The sequence below is a fragment of the Micromonospora pallida genome (assembly GCF_900090325.1).
GTDB lineage: Bacteria > Actinomycetota > Actinomycetes > Mycobacteriales > Micromonosporaceae > Micromonospora > Micromonospora pallida.
Genome location: NZ_FMHW01000002.1, coordinates 4564258 through 4582719, shown reverse-complemented (window position 1 = coordinate 4582719; position 18462 = coordinate 4564258). Strand labels below are relative to the sequence as shown.

Sequence of the window (18462 nt, the reverse complement as noted above, 5' to 3'; positions counted from 1 at the left end):
GAGGCTCTTGGTGCCCGCTGAACAGCATTTCCGGTGGGGTCGGGTCGCCCCACTCGGCGATTCTCCAACCGTGCTGCGCGACGACCCCGCTGGCCCCGGTCAGCAGTCGGCGGTGAGCGTCACCTTCCAGTAGTGCATCGAGCCCGCCGGGGAGTAGACCGCGTCGACCTCCTGGCAGGTCGAGCTGTACGCCACCATCTGCGCGTGCGCGTCCCCGTACGCGTCGGACGGCAGGTAGCCGTACCCGGTGAAGGTGCGGAGCTCGTCTACCGACGCGCTGGCGGCGGTGGCCGGCCCGGCGGTGAGTGCGAGCGCGAACAGGCCGGCGACGACGGTGCCTCTGACAAGACGTGCTGCCATGATTCTCCTCTTTCATCGATCACGATAGTTATCTATCGCTGTCGACATGGTAGCCCTCGCGTCGGCCGGCAGGTCCCACCGGAGCGGCGACCTACGCCGAGGCGGGTCGGGCCAGCCGGCTACCGGAGCAGCCGGTCGGAACCTGAAGGTGGACCGACAATGGACCCACTCACGCTCACTGTGGCGACAACGCTCGTCGCCTGGACGACCACCGAACTGGCCCAGGGCGGCCGGCTGGCGGTCTCGACGCTGATCGACTTCCTGCAGGACCGCTTCCGGCGCGAGCCCGAGGCGCGGGACATCATCGAGGGCGTGCTCCACGAGCCGTCACCGGAAACCGCTCGTCGACTCGCCGAACTGCTGGACCGCGAGGCACAGCGTGACCCTGCGTTCGGTGCCGAGTTGCGGGCCCGATGGGAGCGGACAGACGCGGCCGTCACCGCAGGTCCGGGCCGGGTGGCGAATTCGGTTTCGGGCGATGTCGGCGGACCGGTGGTGCAACCGCGCGACATCCACGGAGGCATCTCGTTCGGCGGCGACCTGCCGCGACCGTGAGAGGGCATTCGCCGTAATTGTCGAATGACTCGGATGCGCCAAAAACCGGCCGCCACTCGCGTCGTTCGCGAAAGCAATCCCGGTGCTACGGTCTGCTGCACGCCTGTCCCGGCGGCCTGATCGGGTCATGAATGGGCGCAGGCGACGACGAAGGGAAGGCGTAATTGTCCACCTCGTTTCGTAAATCCCTGGCCGTGCTCGCGGCGTGTGTCGTCAGCGCGGCCTGCCTGGTCGTCATCGGCTCGTCTCCGGCCTACGCCCACAGCCAGCGCAGGGCCATCACAAGCGGCTGCGGCCCGAACTATGCCCTGCTGGACGGCGGACTTCGGGAGGTGAAGACCCAGGCCGGGGAAGTCTGGGGCGAGGTAATGATGACCTACAACGCGACAAAGGACATTTTCTGCGTCGTGACCCGCAAGATCGCTTTCCATGGCGAGCCCACCCGGGTCATCGCGGGCATTTTCCACGACAGTGAGGGCGTCGTATTCAAGGACCGGGCGCGGGCCAATCACCTGGCGTCGGTCAAGCTTCCAGCAGGTGGTTACTGCGCCCGGTACTACGGGTACGTGTTCGACCCGGACGGCAATTCCGCCTTCGGTGGTCCGAACCCCACGGAACCCTTCATCTGCCCCTGATTCCGCTGCCGGGGCCTACTGAACTGGTTCCAACCTGACCGGCGAACGCGCTGTCTCCACCTGCAGGACCTGGAAGATCCTGACCAAATTTCCCCATAGGCGCTGTTCAAAGCCTTGCCTAGTATGGTCCCTGCCGTTCGGCAAGATCTCCCTATCCCCATCAGGAGACAGACTTGATCAGGCATACGCTTTCGCTGGTCGCAGCGGCTGTGCTCGGCCTTTCCGCCGTGGCCGCACCCGCACTGGCCGCCCCGGCGCCGGCCCACGCGGTGGCGCAATCCGACCTCGGCGTCCAGGTCGCTCCCACGGGCTGTACGACGTGGGTGGAGTGGGTGCAGGAGGGCAGCAACAGCTACTTCTACGGTCGCGGCAAGGCGCAGTGCGCCACCGGCCGCTACAAGGTCAAGCTTCAGTGCCGCAACCTGCAGACGGGCGTGGGGTACGTCGTCTACGGTGGCCTGGCGGTGAACGCGCCGGGCACGGCCACCGCCACCTGCTACAGCGGTAACGTCGCCGAGGGCGTGTACCCCGTCGAGGACCCACTGCCCACGGTCGGCGTCACCGGTTGCGTCTCTTGGTCGGAGTGGGTCCACGAGGGCACCAGCCACTACTACGGCCGCGGTACCGCCCAGTGCGACACCGGCACCTACCGGGTCCAGATCCAGTGCCGCAACGTGCAGACAGGCCAGCGATACGTCGTCTACGGCCCGGTGGTTACCGCCCCCAGCATCTCCACCACCACCTGCTACCGGGGCAACGTTGCGGACGCCGTGTCGGGCGTGCCGGCGTGACGGCTGCCGTGGTCGCGCCGACCAAGTCCGGCTCATCGATCGCACCCGCTGTGCGAAACGCCCGACCAGCACACAGCTCAAACATGCTGTCAGGTTGAAGAACAGCTTCGCTGGAGCCAGGCCCGCGACGCACGGGGCCGGCGGCGCGGCGGTGCGGTCAGGCTCGGGCCAGGCCGATGGTGGTGGCGAGGCGGGTGACGTCGGCCGGGGTGGGACCGGCACGGAGTACGGCGTTCAGCACGGTGTGGGCGGTGGGTCGGAGTCGTACCTCGGCGGGGGCGATGTGGTCGGCGGTGACCAGGGCACGGCCGGCGGCATGCTGGTCGCCGACGTCGAGGTGCGCTCGGGCGATGTCGATCAGGTGAGCGGCGCGATGTTCGGCGGGTAGCCGCTGCCAGGCGTCGCCGCTGGTGGCGTGCTGGTGGAGGGCGATGGCGAGGTGGTTGTCGCCGAGGCGGGCGGCGGTCAGGGCGTAGGCGAGATTGACCACGACCGGCCCGAACCCGTCGTTGTCGTGGCAGTGGTGCTTGGCGTGGGCGGCGGCGAAGTGGGCCGCGCGGTCGAGCAGGTCGTCCACGGTGGCGGCGTCTGCGTAGGTGGCGGCGGCGAGGGCGGCCTCGGTGAGCAGCGTCCCGGCCAGGGCGAGAACATCCGGCGGGGATGACGGCGCCGGATCGAGCGGGTGTGCGGCGGTGGTGGCGGCGGTCGTGGCCAGCCGGCCCCGGTTCAGCGCGCGGAGCGCCTGCGCCAGTGGGACGGCGGCGCGGGCGGTACGGCGTGGGTCGCCGGCAGCGGTGGTCATCGCCCGGTCGGCGGCGAGCCAGCCGAGGTGCGCCTCGCCGAGTTTCACCAGCGTCTGGGCGGTGAGCCGGTACACCCGTACCAGCAGCCCGGTGGCCGGTCGCGCACCGGCTGTCGAGGCTTCGGTGCGGGCGGCGTGGCGGGCGGCGGCGAGCAGGCCGGGCAGCATCCGGAGCACCTGCGGGTGGTGGGCGTGCCGGTACGCCGTGCAGGCGTACCCGACCTGGTGGTCGAGTTCCGCCAGCGACGGCGGCCAGTCGCGGCCGGCGGTGCCGGGGGTGTCGTAGCAGGCCAGCGCCTCCCGCACCCGTTCGACGGCGGCCGTGACGTCGGTGGCCGGAGCGCGGTGGACCTTCCGGCCGACCAGGACGCCGGGGGCGACGCCGAGGGCAGCAGCCACCGTCTCGATCATCACGAGCCGATCGAGGGTACGCACACCGCGCTCGACCTTGTCCACCCAACTCTTCGACCGGCCGACCCGGTCGGCGAGAACCTGCTGACTCATTCCCCGGCGCACCCGCAACTGCGCCACCCGCCGACCGATCGGCAGATCCCGACGACCGTCCTGGTTGGTCGGCGCGATCATCGCTGATCCATGTGGTGCAGGGCTTCGGTGGACCCGCCGCAGCGCGGACACCATCGGGACTTGACCCGGAACGCGAACAGTCCGAGCAGGAACCCCGGCAGCAGACCACCGAACACGACCGCCACGATTACCTCGGAAACCACGAACGCACCCACCTTCCGACGGGCCACCCACTTGGGTACGGGTGGCAGAGCGAGGACCGACGAAGACGTACGCGGTCGAGCGGGCTTGCTGCGCGGGATGGGCCGCTGACGTCCTGCTTTCCGGCCGACCTGGTCACCGCCGCGCCGCCCGGTGCAGTCCTCCGGTGGACTGTCCACAGCGCGAACACCACGCCGACTGGATCTGCACGCCGAGCCCCAGCAGAAAGCTCAACGCCGACCCGCCCAGCAAGATCAACGAGATTCCGAATACCACGAACGCACCCACCTTCTTGGCGAGGCCGGGAGCCGCAGGCGCTGTCGCACCCCGCCCTCCCGGCGTTTCGCCCCCTCGAGACCAGGGCGGCCCCTGCCCTGTCGATGCTGCCCGCGTCCGCCCGCGCGCGACGTGATCAGGAGCTTGCTGTCAGTAACATTGGATTGGTACCAACCATTTCAGTCGGGTGCGGCGTAGTCAAGACCTCACCGATAGATTGGTTGGGACGACATCAGGAAGGACGGCGACGTGAGTCAGCCGAAGTACCGCCAGATCGCGAGTGAGCTTCGAGGCCAGATCGTGTCAGGGGCACTGCGCGAGGGGGATCGGCTGCCGACCGAGCCTCAGCTCCAAGAGCGGTACGGCGTCTCTCGTAACACGGTTCGGGACGCGACGGCGCTGCTGGTGCATGAGGGCTTGGTGCAGAGGGTGCCTGGACGTGCCGGCGGCATGATCGTCCGGAAGACGGCGAGCCTGACCTTCCACGCTCACCGCGCCGAGATGCCCGCTCAGCCAATGGCCGAGACAGACGCGTGGCGGTCGGAGGTGGAGGCCCAGGGTTATGAAGCATCGCAGGACTTCTTCCTGATGATCCAGTCGCTCTCGCCCGACCTCGCCGAACGCCTCCACGTCGAGCCGGACTCGGACGCGGTGCTGCGGCGGTGTGTCCGGTACGTCAACGGTCAGGCGTCCTCCTTGCAGGACACCTACTACCCGATGGACCTGGCGGAGATGGTCCGTGAGTTGCTGTCGTCGAAGGATGTTCCGCAGGGGACCACCAGGCTCCTGGCCGAACGGGGCTACGAGCAGACGGCCTACTACGACGAGTACGTCTCCCGAATGCCGACACCCGAGGAGGCGAATCTCCTCGGGTTACAGCCCGGCACGCCGATCTTGCTGCACATCCGCACCGGCTACACAGAGCAGCGCCCGGTACGGGTGTCGTTTAACGTGTTCGCCGGCGACCGTAACCAGATCGTCGCCACTCACGGCGACGTCCGCATCATTGCCAGGTTCCGCCCGGAGGAAGCGGCCAGATGATCATCACGCCAGCACGGCTGGGGGATGTGGACATCATCATGAGTTGGCGGCGCGAGCGCGTGGCGTGGCTCGCCGCCAGGGGAGAGGAGCAGTGGTCGATTCCCCTGCCCCGATCCGCCGTTGCGTCGACAGTCTCGGCAGGACAGACGTGGATGGTGTGGGACAGCAGCGAACCGATCGCCACCATCACCCTGACGGCGTACATGGACGTCGACAGCCTGTGGAAGCCGGACCGGCTTCCTGAGGCGCTGTGGTACCCGGAGGATGACCCGGCAGACGCCTTGTACGCGGCGAAGATGATGATTCCGCTGGGCCATGCAGGTGAGAACCTTGGCGGCGAGCTTCTCGACTGGGCTGGTGGTCGAGCTTACGAGGCCGGGTTGACCTGGCTGAGACTGGATGCCTGGACCACCAACCTCCGACTGCACGATTACTACCGTCGGCAACGCTTCCGACACGTACGCACCGTCGAGTCCCGCGTCTCTGGCGCATGCTTCCAGCGCCCGTCCCGGCCCTACCTCAACGGCCGTCTCAAGACTGAAGTGGCGTGACCGCGGCGGCTCTGTGACGAGGGGCCAGGGATGGTGTGATTGAGGGCCTGACCGGCGACTTCTACGCTGAAGGTGAGGACGTCGATATGTGCGCACGGCAGCGGTGGTCATCGCCCGGGCAGCCGAAGTGTTGGGTGAAGATGTGGGGGTGCTGTGGCCTGAGTTGGTACGACGCGCTGTGAAGACCGGCACCGACCGCGAACTGGTCGGTATCTATCCGCGCCGCGCCGATCTCCCGCGATCGGTCTTCCGCGAGGCGATCGAGGGTGCCAACTCCCGGCTGTGGTTCGGTGGGTACACCAGCTACTTCCTGTGGCTGGAGGTGCCCGGCGCTGCCGCCACACTCGCCGCCAAGGCCAACGCGGGCGCTGACCTGCGATTCCTGCTCGGCGATCCGGACAGCCCGGTCACCGCCGAGCGCGAACGGGTCGAAGCGACTCCGCTCACGCTGGCGACGCGCATTACGATGACGCGCGCCGAGATCGACAAGGTCGACGCGGCCGTTCCGGTCCGCCTCTCTGACCGACACATCGCTATGTCCGTGTGGGTGTTTGACGACGAAGCCATCGTCGCCACGCACATCGGTGCCGGTCTCGGGCAGGACTCCGTGACGCTGCATCTGCGGCGGGGGCAGGACGGAGGAGCGTTCGACCGCTACGTCGAGCACTTCGAATCACTGTGGGCCGACGGAAAGCCCGCCGACCCACCGGACCATGAGGGCATCTGATCTGTCCGGGGCTCGCGTCGAAGTCGTCAAGGGCAAGCGTAGGGATTCCCTCAGACCATGACCTCGCGGCGGCTGGCCTACCCCGCCGCCGTCACGGACCAGCGACGGGCCAGTGCCGTTGCTGCAAGGAAGGCGGCGAGGACGATCGTCGCCTCGGTCCCGATCGCCAGTGGGGTTAGTGGGAAGTTGAGCGACCAGCCGAATGCGGCCGCAGCGGCGATCCCGGCTGCGAGAGCGAGCGGCAGCAGCAGTGTCATCCGCGCCGCAGTGTGTCGGATGCGGGGCGCGTCGCGTAGGGCGACGCGTACGGCGAGGACGGCGCCGGTGATGACAACCGCCGCGACGCCGCCGTAGAAGACGCCAGCGGCGAGCCACACCGGTACGCGCACGTCTCGTGGCAGGTCGAATGCCGCCACGAATGCCTGGTGCAGGCCGATGACCAGGACGTATCCCACGACGAGGGAGAGCACCGCGCCCGCACTCGCAGCGCCGAGTACCGGGCCGTACCGCGGTGGGGTCCGCTCCACGCCGGCTTCCTCGGCGATTCTCCGGGCCAACTGGGTGGGGTTGGTGCCGAGCAGTTCTGTGGGATCGAGCCCGTCGGCGGCTGCCGCATCGAGTTCGCTGCGCAGGTCGGCGGCGAGAGTCGCCCGGTCGCGGCGGTGGATGCCGAGAGCGTGCCACTCTCGGTCTGCGGCGGCGAGGAGGTTGTCAACGGGCGACGTCGACGTGCTCATGGTCGTCTCCTGGAGTCGGTGGACGGACGGCGAGGGTGTGGTTCACGACGCTCGCGAACTGGACCCACTGCTCGCGCCATGCGCGTAGCCGATCGTGGCCGGCGTCGGTGAGTCGATAGACCTTGCGGGGCGGGCCGCTGGGACTGGGCTGGAGCGCGTTGGCAACGAGCCCCAAGCGGTGCAGTCGGGTGATCATGGGGTAGACGGTGCCGTAGCTCACCGTCCCGAATCCGGCGGTGTCGAGTCGGTGGACGAGCTCGTAGCCGTGCGCCGGCTCGGCGGCGAGCAGCGCAAGCAGGCACATGTCCAGGCAGCCGCGCATTAGCTGGGCCTGCCGCTCGGTCGAGTCGTCCGACCCTCCTGCTGTCGCTACCATGCGGCACATAATACGGCCAGTACTATGCGCCGTCTAGTAGGTGTCATCTGGCTGGCCGGCGTGCCGGCATACCCCCGAAACCACCGCAAAGGCAACGCGTCCGGCGGGAAGCTGATCCACCGGGCGGCGGGGGACAGCCGTGGGCCGGGTGCGGTGGGGAAGCCGCCCCGGCCCACGAGTCCAACCGCCCGGTACGAGGCCGGGCTCAGGCGGAGTGCAGGGTCCAGCCCTGGTCCAGGCGGTTGTGTCCGGAAAGAGCGACCATCGGCGGGTAGATGAGCAGCGGGGCCGGCCCGAGGGTTAGGGGTGTCCCGGGGGCGCCGATGGTGACCGTGCCCTCCCGTGGCCCCTGGGTGATGGCCCACCCGCGTTGCTGCGGGATGAGGCCGACGATCTCCATGGGTGCCGGATCCTCGTTGCCGTAGCCCACGTACTGGTCGGTGCCGGGCAGGCTGATGACGTGTTCACCGTCGTCGGTGGAGCGAATCTCCCACAGTTGTGCGTCGTCCTCCATCTCGGGTGCGAGCACGATCCGGTTGTCGTAGCTGTGGAGGAAGGACCGGCCGTCGATGCTGATCCGGTACAGGCCGTCGGTGAGGTTTGCCATGTGCGTGCTCCTTCGCTCTGGGCGTGCAGGGTCCTGGTGATGTCCATCGGTTGGCCGGCCGGGCCCGGGACGTGAGCGGGGACTACCGACAGGCCAGCGGACCGTCCGTGTCGCTCATGTGACAGAGGTCACCACGACTCGGAACACTGCGTCAATGACAGCTAACTGACAGTTGTAATCGCAGGTCAGGTGCTTCTACCCTCGCGGAGGTGGGGCCGGGCGTCGGGCGATGAAAGGGGCCTGCCGGACCCGTCAGAAGAGGGTCAGCGGCTCGACCGGGATCGGTTCGGGGAGGGGAGCCAGACCGGGTACGCGGGCCCGTACCTCGTCGTGGAACTGGCGGGCGAGCGCGGGCGCGTCGGCGTTGTCCGGGGTGTGGACGAAGACGGTGGGGGAGCGGCCCTCGCGCAGCCAGGCGGCGACGACGTCGATCCAGTGCTGCCAGCCCTCGACTGTCTGCTCGGTGGCGTCGCGGCCCAGGTAGCGGACGATCGGCCGGTCGGTCAGCGCGTGCGTCCGCAGTGGCATGCGCGGCTTCTTGGTCCAGGCGTCCCGTTCCGCGTCGCTGGTCGGCGGGGTACGGAAGAACGCGGTGGTGTCGAACGGGATCCACTCGGCGTTCGCGTCGCTGAGTACCCCCTCGAGGAGGTGCGTCGCCCGCTGATCGGTGAAGAAGGCGGGGTGGCGGACCTCCACGGCGTACCGGTGGGTGGTGGGCAGGCGGCGGAGGAACCGGGCCAGGGTCGGTACGTCGGACGGGGTGAACGATCCGGGTAGCTGGATCCAGAGCGCGTGGGCCCGGGGGCCGAGCGGCTCGATCGCGTCCAGGAATCCGTGCAGCGCCTCGTCGACGTCGGTGAGGCGCCGCTCGTGGGTGACGACCTTGGGCAGCTTGACCACGAACCGGAAGTCGGGGTCGGTCTGCTGCGCCCACGAGGCGACGGTGTCCCGGGTCGGGGTGGCGTAGAAGGTGGTGTTCCCCTCGACCGCGTCGCACCAGCCGGCGTAGTGCCGCAGGCGCTCGTGGGACGGCAGCGGATGTGCCAGGAACCGTCCCTGCCACGACCTGAGCGTCCACATCGCGCACCCGACGTGCAGCCGCATGCCCTGCCACCTTCCCATCGACGCGTCCGGACACGGTATCCGGTCGCCCCGGACGGGCCGGGCCCGGCCGATCGGCGGCCTGGGTAACCCGTGGGCAACAGTTCGGACCTCTCCCTGCAATGGTCTGACCTTTGCCTTGGCTCTGCGGGCCTCCGCAGCCCCGTTATCCGCCGTTCGGTGGGGTGGTGGTCGGGTGTCCGGGGCTGGTCGGGCTGGGCCGCGCGTCGTGAATCGGCGTAAACCTCGCGCTGACCTGCGGAAATGCTGGCGTCTTTGGTAACGGTCAGGTCACGAGGTATTCCCGAGGGGTTCTCTGCTCGGCTAGCGTCCGGGAGGCATGAGGTCAGACCTCATGCCTCAGACCTCTATCGGACGAGGTGAGTTGACGAGTGCAGGAACCCGCCCCCCGCTACGCCGGATACCGGTCCTTCGACTACCTGACGCCGCACGTCGACTACAAGGTCTTCGAGCTGCCGCCCCAGGTCGGTCGGGTGCCCGAATACGACCTGGGCCTGGACGACGACCAGCGTGCCCGGGTCACCCGGCTCCTCCATGAGCACATGGCCATCTCGCTGCACGAACACCCGAAGATCCTGCCCGCCGACGTGTCGCAGTTGCGGGACTACAACCGCACCGGCCGCAACTCGTTCGGCTTCGAGGGCCTGGCCCGCTCCGGCATGACCGCGGTCTTCGACAACTTCATGAACGGCACCGGCTGCGTGACCAGCGAGCACGCCTGGAAGTGGGACGACGTCATCTACGACATCGGTCTGCGCTTCGCCGATGTCGCCAAGCAGGACCACGTGGTGGTGGCGACCACCCTGGACCAGATCTTCGAGGCCAAGCGGAACGGCCAGATCGCCCTGGTGGCGGGCCTGGAAGCGGCCACGATGATCGAGAACGAGCTGGACCGGATCGACATCCTCTACGGCTTCGGCGTACGCCAGATGGGCATCGCCTACAGCCAGGCGAACATGCTCGGCTCCGGCCTCTCCGAGGACCGCGACGGCGGCCTGACCCACTTCGGGCGGCGCGCGGTCGACCGGATGAACAAGCTCGGCATCGCCATCGACATCTCACACTCCGGCGACCAGACCTCGCTGGACGTGATCGAGGCCAGCCGGGTGCCGGTGTTCATCACCCACGCCGGTGCCCGCACGGTCTGGAACACCCCCCGGATGAAGCCGGACGAGGTGATCCGGGCCTGCGCCGAACGGGGTGGCGTGATCGGCATCGAGGCCGCTCCGCACACCACCCTCTCGGCGGACCACCCGCACCACTCCATCGAGTCGGTGATGGACCACTTCACGTACTGCGTGGAGCTGGTCGGCATCGACCACGTGGCGTTCGGCCCGGACACCAACTTCGGTGACCACGTCGGGCTGCACGACAGCTTCACCCAGCACCTGGCGATCGGGAAGGCCCACGGCGTCGTGGACCACCCCCGGGTCGAGTACGTGAGCGGCATGGAGAACCCGGCCGAGTGCTTCAGCAACATCGTCGGGTGGCTCGTCACACACGGTTACTCCGACGACGACATCGCCAAGGTCATCGGCGGCAACATCATCCGGGTTCTTCGGGAGGTTTGGTGAAAAAGACAGTCAAGGGTCGGTGGCGGCTCGCTGTCGCGCTCGGCGTGGCGGCCACGCTGGGTGTCTCCGGGTGCAGTCTGAACGAGGGCAACTCGTCCTCCTCCGGCAGCTCGTCGGACGCCTCGGTGCTGCGGATCGGCACCACCACGGACGTCAGCAACTTCAACCCGCTCCAGTCCCTGAGCAAGACCGACTCCTGGATCCTCAACGCGATGTACCCGCACCTGCTGCGGATCGACGAGAGCGCGAAGAAGTCCCCGGAGCTGGCCAAGGAGTACCGCTACGAGGACGGCGGCAAGACCGCGGTGTTCGTCCTCCGCGACGACTTCAAGTGGACCGACGGCAAGCCGGTGGTCGCCGACGACGTCAAGTTCAGCGCCGAGCAGATCATGAAGTACAAGCTCGGCAACGTCGCGGCGAAGCTGACCTGGGTCGAGTCGATCGAGGCGCCGGACGCGACCACGGTCAAGTTCCACCTGTCCCAGCCGTACGCGCCGTTCGCCGAGGGCGTCGGCTTCTGGATGTCGGTCGTGCCGAAGCACGTCTTCGAGAAGGCCGGCGACCTGTCCAAGTTCGCCAACGACTCGAACTGGGTCGGGGCCGGGCCGTTCGTGCTGGAGAGCATGACCAAGGGCCAGCGCTACGTGATGAAGCGCAACGAGAACTACCCGCTTGCCCCCGACGGCAAGGCCGCCGTCAGCCAGGTCGAGTACCGGGTCTACCCGGACGTGAACACGATGATGCTGGCGCTGCGCAACGGCGACATCGACCTGATGGGCACCCCGGTGCCGGTGTCGGCGGCGAAGACCTTCGCGGGTGACTCGAAGATCAAGATGGAGAAGGTCGGCGCGCTCGGCTTCGCCCACCTGACCTACAACATGAAGAACAAGCAGCTGGCCGACCAGGCGGTCCGGCAGGCGCTGTCGATGTCGGTGGACACCAAGTCGATCATCTCGGCGGTACTCCAGGGCGACGCCCAGGAGATGGTCGGCCCGATCTCGCCGATCTTCGCCGACTACGACAACACCGAGATCCAGCCGTACCCGTTCGACCCGGCGGGCGCGAAGGCGAAGCTGACCGCGGCCGGCTACAAGGACGGCAACGGCGACGGCTTCTTCGACGAGCTGGCCTTCGGCGTGGCCTGCGACCAGTCCAACGCGAACATCACCCGGGTGGTGCAGCTCTTCCGGGAGAGCGCCGCCAAGGCCGGCATCAAGCTGGAGAACGAGTGCGTCGAGCGGAACACGTTCCTCTCCCGCACCAAGAGCGGTGAGTACGACATCGACGCCTCGCAGTGGGGTGTGTTCGACAACCCGATGGACCAGCTCCGCAGCACCTACCTGTCCAGCAACCCGGGTGGCATCAACTACAACCTGCTCGAGTCGCCCGAGCTGGACAAGCTGATCAACGACGCGGCCGGCACCACCGACCCCGAGGCGTTCAAGACCAAGATCAAGAACATCGACAAGGTCGTGCACGAGCAGGCGTACCTGACCCCGCTGTACGTGGAGAACTTCCAGTTCGCCTACAACGCCGACAAGTTCACCGGCTTCGCCCCGTCGCCGTCGGACCTGCTCGGCATGGTCACCGCGTACTCGCTGGCCCAGGTCAAGCCGGCCAAGTAACCCCAACCAGAGGGAAAGGAGGGGTCCCCCGTGGCGCGTTTCGTGCTCAGTCGGGCACTGAAGGCCGTCCTGACCGTGTGGATTGCGATCACTTCGACGTTCTTCCTGCTCCGGCTGCTGCCGGGGGACCCCACGACCCTGATGGTCGAGGGGGACATGACGCCGGAGATGCAGGCGGCGCTGCTCAAGACGTACGGCCTGGACCGTCCGCTGTGGGAGCAGTACGTGTCGTACCTGCGTGAACTGCTCCAGGGCAACCTGGGCATCTCGTTCCGGCAGATCGCGCCGGTCACCGACATCATCGTCGACCGGCTGCCGTGGACGCTGCTCCTCGCCGGCAGCGCGTTCGTCATCACCATCGCCGTCGGCATCCCGATCGGCGTCTGGGCCGCCGTGCACCGGGGCAGCTGGGTGGACCGTACGCTCCAGGCGCTCGGCATCGGCGGGCACGCGCTCTTCGTGCCCAGCGTCGCCATGCTGCTGCTGGTCTTCCTCGGCGCCCGGCTCGGCTGGTTCCCGATCGGCGGGGCGATCGACCCGGACACCCGGGGCGCGGCGGCCTACCTGAGCCTGCTGCACCACCTGGTGCTGCCGGTGCTGTCGCTGGTGCTGGTGCAGCTCGGCCCGTACGCGCTGACCCTGCGCACCAACATGATCGAGGTGCTCGGCGAGGACTACATCCGGGCCGCCCAGGCCCGGGGACTGTCCGCCACCCGGCGGGTCTGGAAGCACGGCCTGCGCAACGCGATCCTGCCGGCGCTGACCCTGATGGGTCTGCAACTGGGCACCCTGGTCGGCGGCGCGGTGCTCACCGAGACGGTGTTCGCCTACCCGGGGGTCGGCCGGCTGATCTTCGAGGCGGTCGGGCAGCAGGACTATCCGGTGCTCCAGGGCGCCTTCATCATGCTCGCCGTCACCGTGGTCTTCGCCAACGCGCTGACCGACATGCTCTACGCCGTCCTCAACCCCCGGATTCGCCTGTGAAGCGCGAGGAGTGCAGCGGAGCGGAGCCCCGCAGTCGCGAACGGAAGGCCAGCCCGGTGACCACCACCCCCACCCCTGAAGGGAGGACGCTGTGAGCGCCCCCGTGCTGACCGAGCAGGCGGTGCCGCCGGTCGCCCCGGCCCCCGTCCGGCGGTCCTGGTACGGCTACCTGCGCCAGCCCTCCGCGGCGCTGTCCGTACTGGTGCTGGTCGTGATGGTGGTGCTGGCGGTCTTCGCGCCGCTGATCGCCGATGAGCCCAGCGGTGCCGGCCCGGACGTGCTGCAACCCCCGTCCGGGGCACACTGGTTCGGCACCGACGACCTCGGGCAGGACATCTTCGCCCAGGTGGTCTGGGGCACCCGGACCAGCCTGGTGATCGGCCTGGCGGCCTCGGTGATCGCGATCGTGCTGGGCACCGCGATCGGGCTGGCCTCGGCGTACTTCCGGCGGATCGACGCGGTCTCCACCGTGATCACCGATGTGATGCTGGCCCTGCCCACCCTGCCGCTGATGATCATGCTGGCTGCGGTGGTGAACCCCAGTGTCTGGACGCTGACCCTGATCATCGGGTTCTTCGCCTGGCCCGAGGTGGCCCGGCTGATCCGGTCGCAGGGCCTGGTGATCAGCGCGATGCCGTACATCGACGGGGCCCGGGTGCTCGGGGCCACCGGCTGGCGGATCGTCACCCGGGAGATCCTGCCCGCCGTCGTCTCGCTGGTGATCGTCAGCGTGCTGCTCACCGCCTCCCGGGCGGTGATCTCCGAGGCCGGGCTGAGCTTCCTGGGCCTCGGTGACCCGGACGCCTGGTCCTGGGGTCGCATCCTGCTCAACGCCCAGCGCAGCGGCGTGATCGCGATCGCCTGGTGGCAGACGCTCTTCCCGTCCCTGGCGATCCTGCTGCTGGTGCTCGCGGCGACCGTCGCCGGCATGCGGTTCAACGACACCCGTGACCCCCGGCGCAACGGAGGCTGACCCATGCGACTGCCCGAGAGCTTCTACACCAGCGTCCGGACCCGGCTCGGCGAGGCGCTCGACGAGCGTGGCCTGGACGGCTTCCTGGCCACGTCCCCGGCGGACGTCGCCTTCCTCAGCGGCTTCTTCTACATCGCCACCGAACGCCCGGTCTACCTCTGGATGCCGCGCGAGGGTGACCCGCTGCTGGTCATCCCGCGCCTCGACGAGGAGTACGCCGCCCAGCAGGGCGTGACCCTGGAAACCGTCAGCTACTTCGAGTTCCCGGGCGTGGTCACCGCCGAGCAGACCCTCGCCACGGCGCTGTCCCGGCGCGGCGGCCCCGCCCGGCGGATCGGGGTGGGCGCCGGGGTGTCGGTCGGCGCGTTCCGGGCCCTGTCGACGGCGATCACCGGCGCCACCCTGGAGACCACCGACGCGGTCGCCCGGCTGCGGCTGCGGAAGTTTCCCGAGGAGATCCCGTTCCACGAGGCCGCCGCGCGGATCTGCGACGAGATGCTCGGCGCGGGCCGGGCGCTGATCGAGGAGGCGCTGGCCGGCGGGGGACCGCTGCCCCGCGAGGACGAGATCGCCCGGCACGTCATCGGGTACGGCACCGACCGGATGTACGCCGAGTACGACATGGTCGTCTACACCACCAAGCTGGCCGGCGGCCTGGTCTACGCCGGCCCGAACTCGGCCCTGCCGCACGGCCTGCCGACCCGGCGGCGGCTCCAGCCCGGCGACACCCTGATCCTCTCCCTCGGCGCGGCGGTGGCCAGCCGGTTCGTGGAGAGCGAACGCACCTTCGTCGTCGGCGAGCCCACCGCCGAGCAGGTGCGCTACTACGAGGCTGACCGGGAGGCGCAGGAGGTCGGCACCCAGGCGATGATCGCCGGCCGGACCTGCGCCGAGGTCAACCGGATCTGCCTGGACGTGCTGCGCGGGCACGGGCTGGGCGAGTACATCCGGCACCGGCAGGGGCACGGCATCGGGTTGCAGAACCACGAGGCCCCGTGGGTCGAGGACGGCGACGACACCGTGCTCGCCCCCGGGATGCTGCTCTCCAGCGAGCCCGGCGTCTACGTTCCCGGCCACGCCGGCTACCGCATCTCCGACACCGTCCTGGTCGAGGCGGACGGCCCGCGTCGACTCACCGGCTACCCGCGCGACCTGGCGTCGAACATCCTCGAGGGGGTCCGATGAAGATCAACGGAGCGGAACTGGTCGTCGAGGCGTTCGGCCCGACCGACGCACCCGCGATGATCGTCCACCACGGCGCGCCCGGCCTGGGCTCCCGTAACGAGCCGAAGCGCTCGTTCGGCCCGTTCGCCGACCGGATGCGGGTCATCGTCTTCGACGCCCGGGGCTCCGGCGAGTCCAGCGACGACGAGCCGTTCACCCACGAGCAGTGGGTGGCCGACGTGGACGCCATCCGGGAGCACTTCGGCTACGAGAAGATCGTCATGGCCGGCGGCTCGTACGGCGGGTTCATCGCGATGGAGTACGCCGTCGCTCACCCGGACCGGGTCTCCGCGCTGGTCCTGCGGGACACCGCCGCCGACACCGCCCACGACCACCTCGCCGTCGAGCGGGCCCGCAGCACCGACCGGTCGGTGATTCCGGAGTGGATCATCGAGCGGATCGGCACCGGCCGGTTCGAGAGCAACGAGCAGCTGCGCGAGTACTGGAAGGGCATCCTGCCCCTCTACGACCACCAGCACGACCCGGCCAAGGACGCGGCGAAGCTCGCCGCCACCCGGTTCCACTACCGGACGCACAACGCCGCCTTCGGGCAGAACATGCCCCGGTACGACCTGAAGCCGAAACTGCCCACGGTCACCTGCCCGACCCTGGTCACCGTGGGCCGCCACGACTGGCGTACCCCGGTGGCGGCCTCGCAGGTCATCGCCGACCTGATCCCGGACGCCCGGCTGGTGGTCTTCGAGAAGTCCGGGCACTCCCCGCAGTTGGAGGAGCCCGAGCTGTTCCAGCGGGTGGTGCGCGACTTCCTCGCCGAGGCCGGAGTGCTGCGATGACCCTGCTCGAGGTCGCCGACCTGCGGGTGGAGTTCCCCGGCCCGACCGGGCCGGTGCGCGCGGTCAACGGGGTCTCCCTGGAGGTCGAGTCCGGCCGGACCCTGGCCATCCTCGGTGAGTCCGGCTCCGGCAAGAGCGTCACCGCGCAGGCGGTGATGGGCATCCTGGAGACCCCGCCGGCCCGGGTCACCGGCGCGGTCCGGCTGCGCGGCCGGGAACTGCTCACCCTGCCCCGTAAGCAGCGCGACCGGGTCAGCGGCGAGGAGATCGGCATGGTCTTCCAGGACGCGATGGCCGCGCTGAACCCGGTCTTCACCGTCGGCCACCAGCTCATGGAGGTGCTGCGGGTCCGCCGGGGATGTCCAGGTCGGACGCCCGCCGCCGGGCGATCGAGCTGGTCGACCGGGTACGGATCCCGGCCGCGAAGGACCGTATCCGGGACTACCCGCACCAGTTCTCCGGCGGGATGCGGCAACGCATCATGATCGCGTTGGCGATCTCCCTGGAGCCGGACCTGCTGATCGCCGACGAGCCCACCACCGCCCTCGACGTCACCGTGCAGGCCCAGGTGATGGAGCTGCTCGCGGAGATCCAGCGGGACAGCGGGATGGGCCTGCTGTTGATCACCCACGACCTCGGGGTGGTCGCCGAGGTCGCCGACGACGTGGCGGTGATGTACGCCGGCCGGATCGTCGAACGGGGCAGCGTCGAGCAGATCTTCGCCGGCCCGGCGCACCCGTACACCGAGGGGCTGCTCGCCTCGATGCCCCGGGTGGACCGGCGCGACGACGTCCTCTACGCCATCCCCGGCGCCCCGCCCAATCCGGCCCGGCTCCCCACCGGCTGCCCGTTCCACCTGCGCTGCCCCGGGTCACCGATGTGTGTCGGGCGACCCTGCCACCACTGGAGACGCTGCCCGCCGGTCGGGCCAGCGCCTGCCACCACCACGAGGAGGTGCTCGGTGCCACCCGCTGACGACGTGGTGCTGCGGGTCGAGAACCTGGTCAAGCACTTCCCGGTCAAGGGCCGGATCCCGTTCACCTCCGGGGGCGTGGTCCGGGCCGTCGACGGGGTCTCCTTCGACCTGCGCCGGGGCGAGACCCTCGGGGTGGTCGGGGAGTCCGGCTGCGGCAAGAGCACCCTGGCCCGGATGCTGGTCGGGCTGGAACAGCCCACCGCCGGCGCGGTCACGTTCGGCACCTCGGTGGTGCACAAGGTCCGGGGCCGGGACCTGCGGGCGCTGCGCCGACGGATCCAGATCGTGCTCCAGGACCCGTACACCTCGCTGAACCCGCGACGCACCATCCGGGAGATCCTGCTCCAGCCGTTCGAGATCCACCCCGACGTGCTGGACAAGCGTCGCCGGCTGGACCGGGTGCGGGAACTGCTCGAACTGGTCGGCCTCGACCCGCACCTGCACCTCGACCGCTACCCGCACCAGTTCTCCGGCGGGCAGCGGCAGCGGATCGGCATCGCCCGGGCGCTCGCCCTGCAACCCGACGTGATCGTCTGCGACGAGCCGGTCTCCGCGCTGGACGTCTCGGTCCAGGCCCAGGTGGTCAACCTGCTCGAACGGCTCCAGGAGGAGCTGGGCGTGGCGTACGTCTTCATCGCCCACGACCTCTCCGTGGTCCGGCACATCTCCGACCGGGTGGCGGTGATGTACCTCGGCAAGCTGGTCGAGACCGGACCGGAGCACAGCCTGTACGACACGCCCCGGCACCCGTACACCAGCGCGCTGCTCTCGGCCGTACCGGTGCCGGAGCCGGCGGCGCGCGGACAGCGCCAGCGGATCCTGCTGGCCGGCGACCCACCCAGCCCGGTGAACCCGCCCTCGGGCTGTCGGTTCCGGACCCGCTGCTGGCAGGCGACCGAGACCTGCGCCACCACCGAACCGCCGCTGGCGTCCGGCGAACACCCGGTCGCCTGCCACTATCCGCTGGCCGCGTAGCGCCCGGCGACCGTTCCCAAGGAGAAGGTGT

20 protein-coding genes and 1 pseudogene are annotated in these 18462 nt (G+C 69.2%); 14 read left to right on the top strand and 7 right to left on the bottom strand.

Going from position 1 to position 18462, the window contains the following annotated elements; all coding sequences use genetic code 11:
* Positions 1 to 99: 99 nt before the first annotated feature.
* The gene (locus GA0074692_RS18835) at positions 100 to 360 is read right to left on the bottom strand and encodes a hypothetical protein (protein ID WP_091646467.1); all 261 of its coding nucleotides are present in this window, start codon (positions 358 to 360) and stop codon (positions 100 to 102) included.
* A 159-nt stretch (positions 361 to 519) separates the two neighbouring features.
* Here GA0074692_RS18835 and GA0074692_RS18830 point away from each other — a divergent pair, with 159 nt between their 5' ends.
* From GA0074692_RS18830 to GA0074692_RS18820, 3 genes are all read left to right on the top strand, one after another.
* Positions 520 to 915, top strand: a complete 396-nt coding sequence (locus tag GA0074692_RS18830; RefSeq protein ID WP_091646465.1) for a hypothetical protein — start codon at positions 520 to 522, stop codon at positions 913 to 915.
* Between the two features lie 164 nt (positions 916 to 1079).
* Positions 1080 to 1550, top strand: a complete 471-nt coding sequence (locus tag GA0074692_RS18825; RefSeq protein WP_141725329.1) for a hypothetical protein — start codon at positions 1080 to 1082, stop codon at positions 1548 to 1550.
* A 173-nt stretch (positions 1551 to 1723) separates the two neighbouring features.
* Positions 1724 to 2341: a hypothetical protein gene (locus GA0074692_RS18820; protein WP_141725328.1), complete on the top strand. Its 618-nt coding sequence runs from the start codon at positions 1724 to 1726 to the stop codon at positions 2339 to 2341.
* Between the two features lie 157 nt (positions 2342 to 2498).
* Here GA0074692_RS18820 and GA0074692_RS18815 read toward each other — a convergent pair whose 3' ends face one another.
* Together GA0074692_RS18815 and GA0074692_RS34820 are read right to left on the bottom strand one after the other, a co-directional pair.
* On the bottom strand, positions 2499 to 3728 hold the full coding sequence (locus GA0074692_RS18815) for a helix-turn-helix domain-containing protein (protein ID WP_091646458.1): 1230 nt from the start codon (positions 3726 to 3728) through the stop codon (positions 2499 to 2501).
* Positions 3725 to 3871 (bottom strand): hypothetical protein, encoded by a 147-nt coding sequence (locus tag GA0074692_RS34820; RefSeq protein ID WP_176738230.1) that lies wholly within the window; start codon positions 3869 to 3871, stop codon positions 3725 to 3727. The genes GA0074692_RS18815 and GA0074692_RS34820 overlap by 4 nt, the downstream gene beginning before the upstream one ends.
* A gap of 523 nt (positions 3872 to 4394) precedes the next feature.
* Between GA0074692_RS34820 and GA0074692_RS18810 the strand changes: the two genes are divergently transcribed.
* The 3 genes from GA0074692_RS18810 to GA0074692_RS18800 all read left to right on the top strand — a co-directional run bounded on the left by GA0074692_RS18810 (position 4395) and on the right by GA0074692_RS18800 (position 6464).
* The gene (locus GA0074692_RS18810; protein ID WP_091646455.1) at positions 4395 to 5186 is read left to right on the top strand and encodes a GntR family transcriptional regulator; all 792 of its coding nucleotides are present in this window, start codon (positions 4395 to 4397) and stop codon (positions 5184 to 5186) included.
* Complete coding sequence (locus tag GA0074692_RS18805) at positions 5183 to 5737, top strand: N-acetyltransferase (RefSeq protein ID WP_091646453.1); 555 nt, start codon at positions 5183 to 5185, stop codon at positions 5735 to 5737. Before GA0074692_RS18810 ends, GA0074692_RS18805 begins: the two co-directional genes overlap by 4 nt.
* Positions 5738 to 5825: 88 nt before the next feature.
* Positions 5826 to 6464, top strand: a complete 639-nt coding sequence (locus tag GA0074692_RS18800) for an XRE family transcriptional regulator (RefSeq protein WP_245730367.1) — start codon at positions 5826 to 5828, stop codon at positions 6462 to 6464.
* 77 nt (positions 6465 to 6541) lie between these two features.
* On the opposite strand, the gene GA0074692_RS18795 is transcribed toward GA0074692_RS18800, so the two are convergent.
* The 4 genes from GA0074692_RS18795 to GA0074692_RS18780 form a co-directional block, all read right to left on the bottom strand.
* Positions 6542 to 7201, bottom strand: a complete 660-nt coding sequence (locus GA0074692_RS18795; RefSeq protein ID WP_091646450.1) for a hypothetical protein — start codon at positions 7199 to 7201, stop codon at positions 6542 to 6544.
* On the bottom strand, positions 7176 to 7577 hold the full coding sequence (locus GA0074692_RS18790; protein WP_091653718.1) for a PadR family transcriptional regulator: 402 nt from the start codon (positions 7575 to 7577) through the stop codon (positions 7176 to 7178). The genes GA0074692_RS18795 and GA0074692_RS18790 overlap by 26 nt, the downstream gene beginning before the upstream one ends.
* Before the next feature lie 205 nt (positions 7578 to 7782).
* Positions 7783 to 8184, bottom strand: a complete 402-nt coding sequence (locus GA0074692_RS18785) for a hypothetical protein (protein ID WP_091646448.1) — start codon at positions 8182 to 8184, stop codon at positions 7783 to 7785.
* A 252-nt stretch (positions 8185 to 8436) separates the two neighbouring features.
* A complete protein-coding gene (locus GA0074692_RS18780; protein ID WP_218106794.1) occupies positions 8437 to 9264 on the bottom strand; it encodes a DUF72 domain-containing protein in 828 nt (275 codons plus the stop codon).
* A gap of 413 nt (positions 9265 to 9677) precedes the next feature.
* Here GA0074692_RS18780 and GA0074692_RS18775 point away from each other — a divergent pair, with 413 nt between their 5' ends.
* The 8 genes and pseudogenes from GA0074692_RS18775 to GA0074692_RS18740 all read left to right on the top strand — a co-directional run bounded on the left by GA0074692_RS18775 (position 9678) and on the right by GA0074692_RS18740 (position 18431).
* Positions 9678 to 10880, top strand: coding sequence for a dipeptidase (locus GA0074692_RS18775; RefSeq protein ID WP_091646442.1), 1203 nt, complete (start codon positions 9678 to 9680; stop codon positions 10878 to 10880).
* A complete protein-coding gene (locus GA0074692_RS18770; RefSeq protein ID WP_091646440.1) occupies positions 10877 to 12505 on the top strand; it encodes an ABC transporter substrate-binding protein in 1629 nt (542 codons plus the stop codon). Before GA0074692_RS18775 ends, GA0074692_RS18770 begins: the two co-directional genes overlap by 4 nt.
* A gap of 30 nt (positions 12506 to 12535) precedes the next feature.
* On the top strand, positions 12536 to 13489 hold the full coding sequence (locus GA0074692_RS18765; RefSeq protein ID WP_091646436.1) for an ABC transporter permease: 954 nt from the start codon (positions 12536 to 12538) through the stop codon (positions 13487 to 13489).
* 91 nt (positions 13490 to 13580) lie between these two features.
* Positions 13581 to 14462: an ABC transporter permease gene (locus tag GA0074692_RS18760; protein ID WP_245730366.1), complete on the top strand. Its 882-nt coding sequence runs from the start codon at positions 13581 to 13583 to the stop codon at positions 14460 to 14462.
* Positions 14463 to 14465: 3 nt separating this feature from the next.
* On the top strand, positions 14466 to 15647 hold the full coding sequence (locus GA0074692_RS18755; protein WP_091646433.1) for a M24 family metallopeptidase: 1182 nt from the start codon (positions 14466 to 14468) through the stop codon (positions 15645 to 15647).
* The gene (locus GA0074692_RS18750) at positions 15644 to 16480 is read left to right on the top strand and encodes an alpha/beta fold hydrolase (protein ID WP_091646430.1); all 837 of its coding nucleotides are present in this window, start codon (positions 15644 to 15646) and stop codon (positions 16478 to 16480) included. Before GA0074692_RS18755 ends, GA0074692_RS18750 begins: the two co-directional genes overlap by 4 nt.
* A pseudogene (locus tag GA0074692_RS18745) lies at positions 16477 to 17455 on the top strand (ABC transporter ATP-binding protein). Before GA0074692_RS18750 ends, GA0074692_RS18745 begins: the two are co-directional and overlap by 4 nt.
* On the top strand, positions 17358 to 18431 hold the full coding sequence (locus GA0074692_RS18740) for an ABC transporter ATP-binding protein (protein WP_245730365.1): 1074 nt from the start codon (positions 17358 to 17360) through the stop codon (positions 18429 to 18431). The pseudogene GA0074692_RS18745 and the gene GA0074692_RS18740 overlap by 98 nt, the downstream one beginning before the upstream one ends.
* Positions 18432 to 18462: the final 31 nt, after the last annotated feature.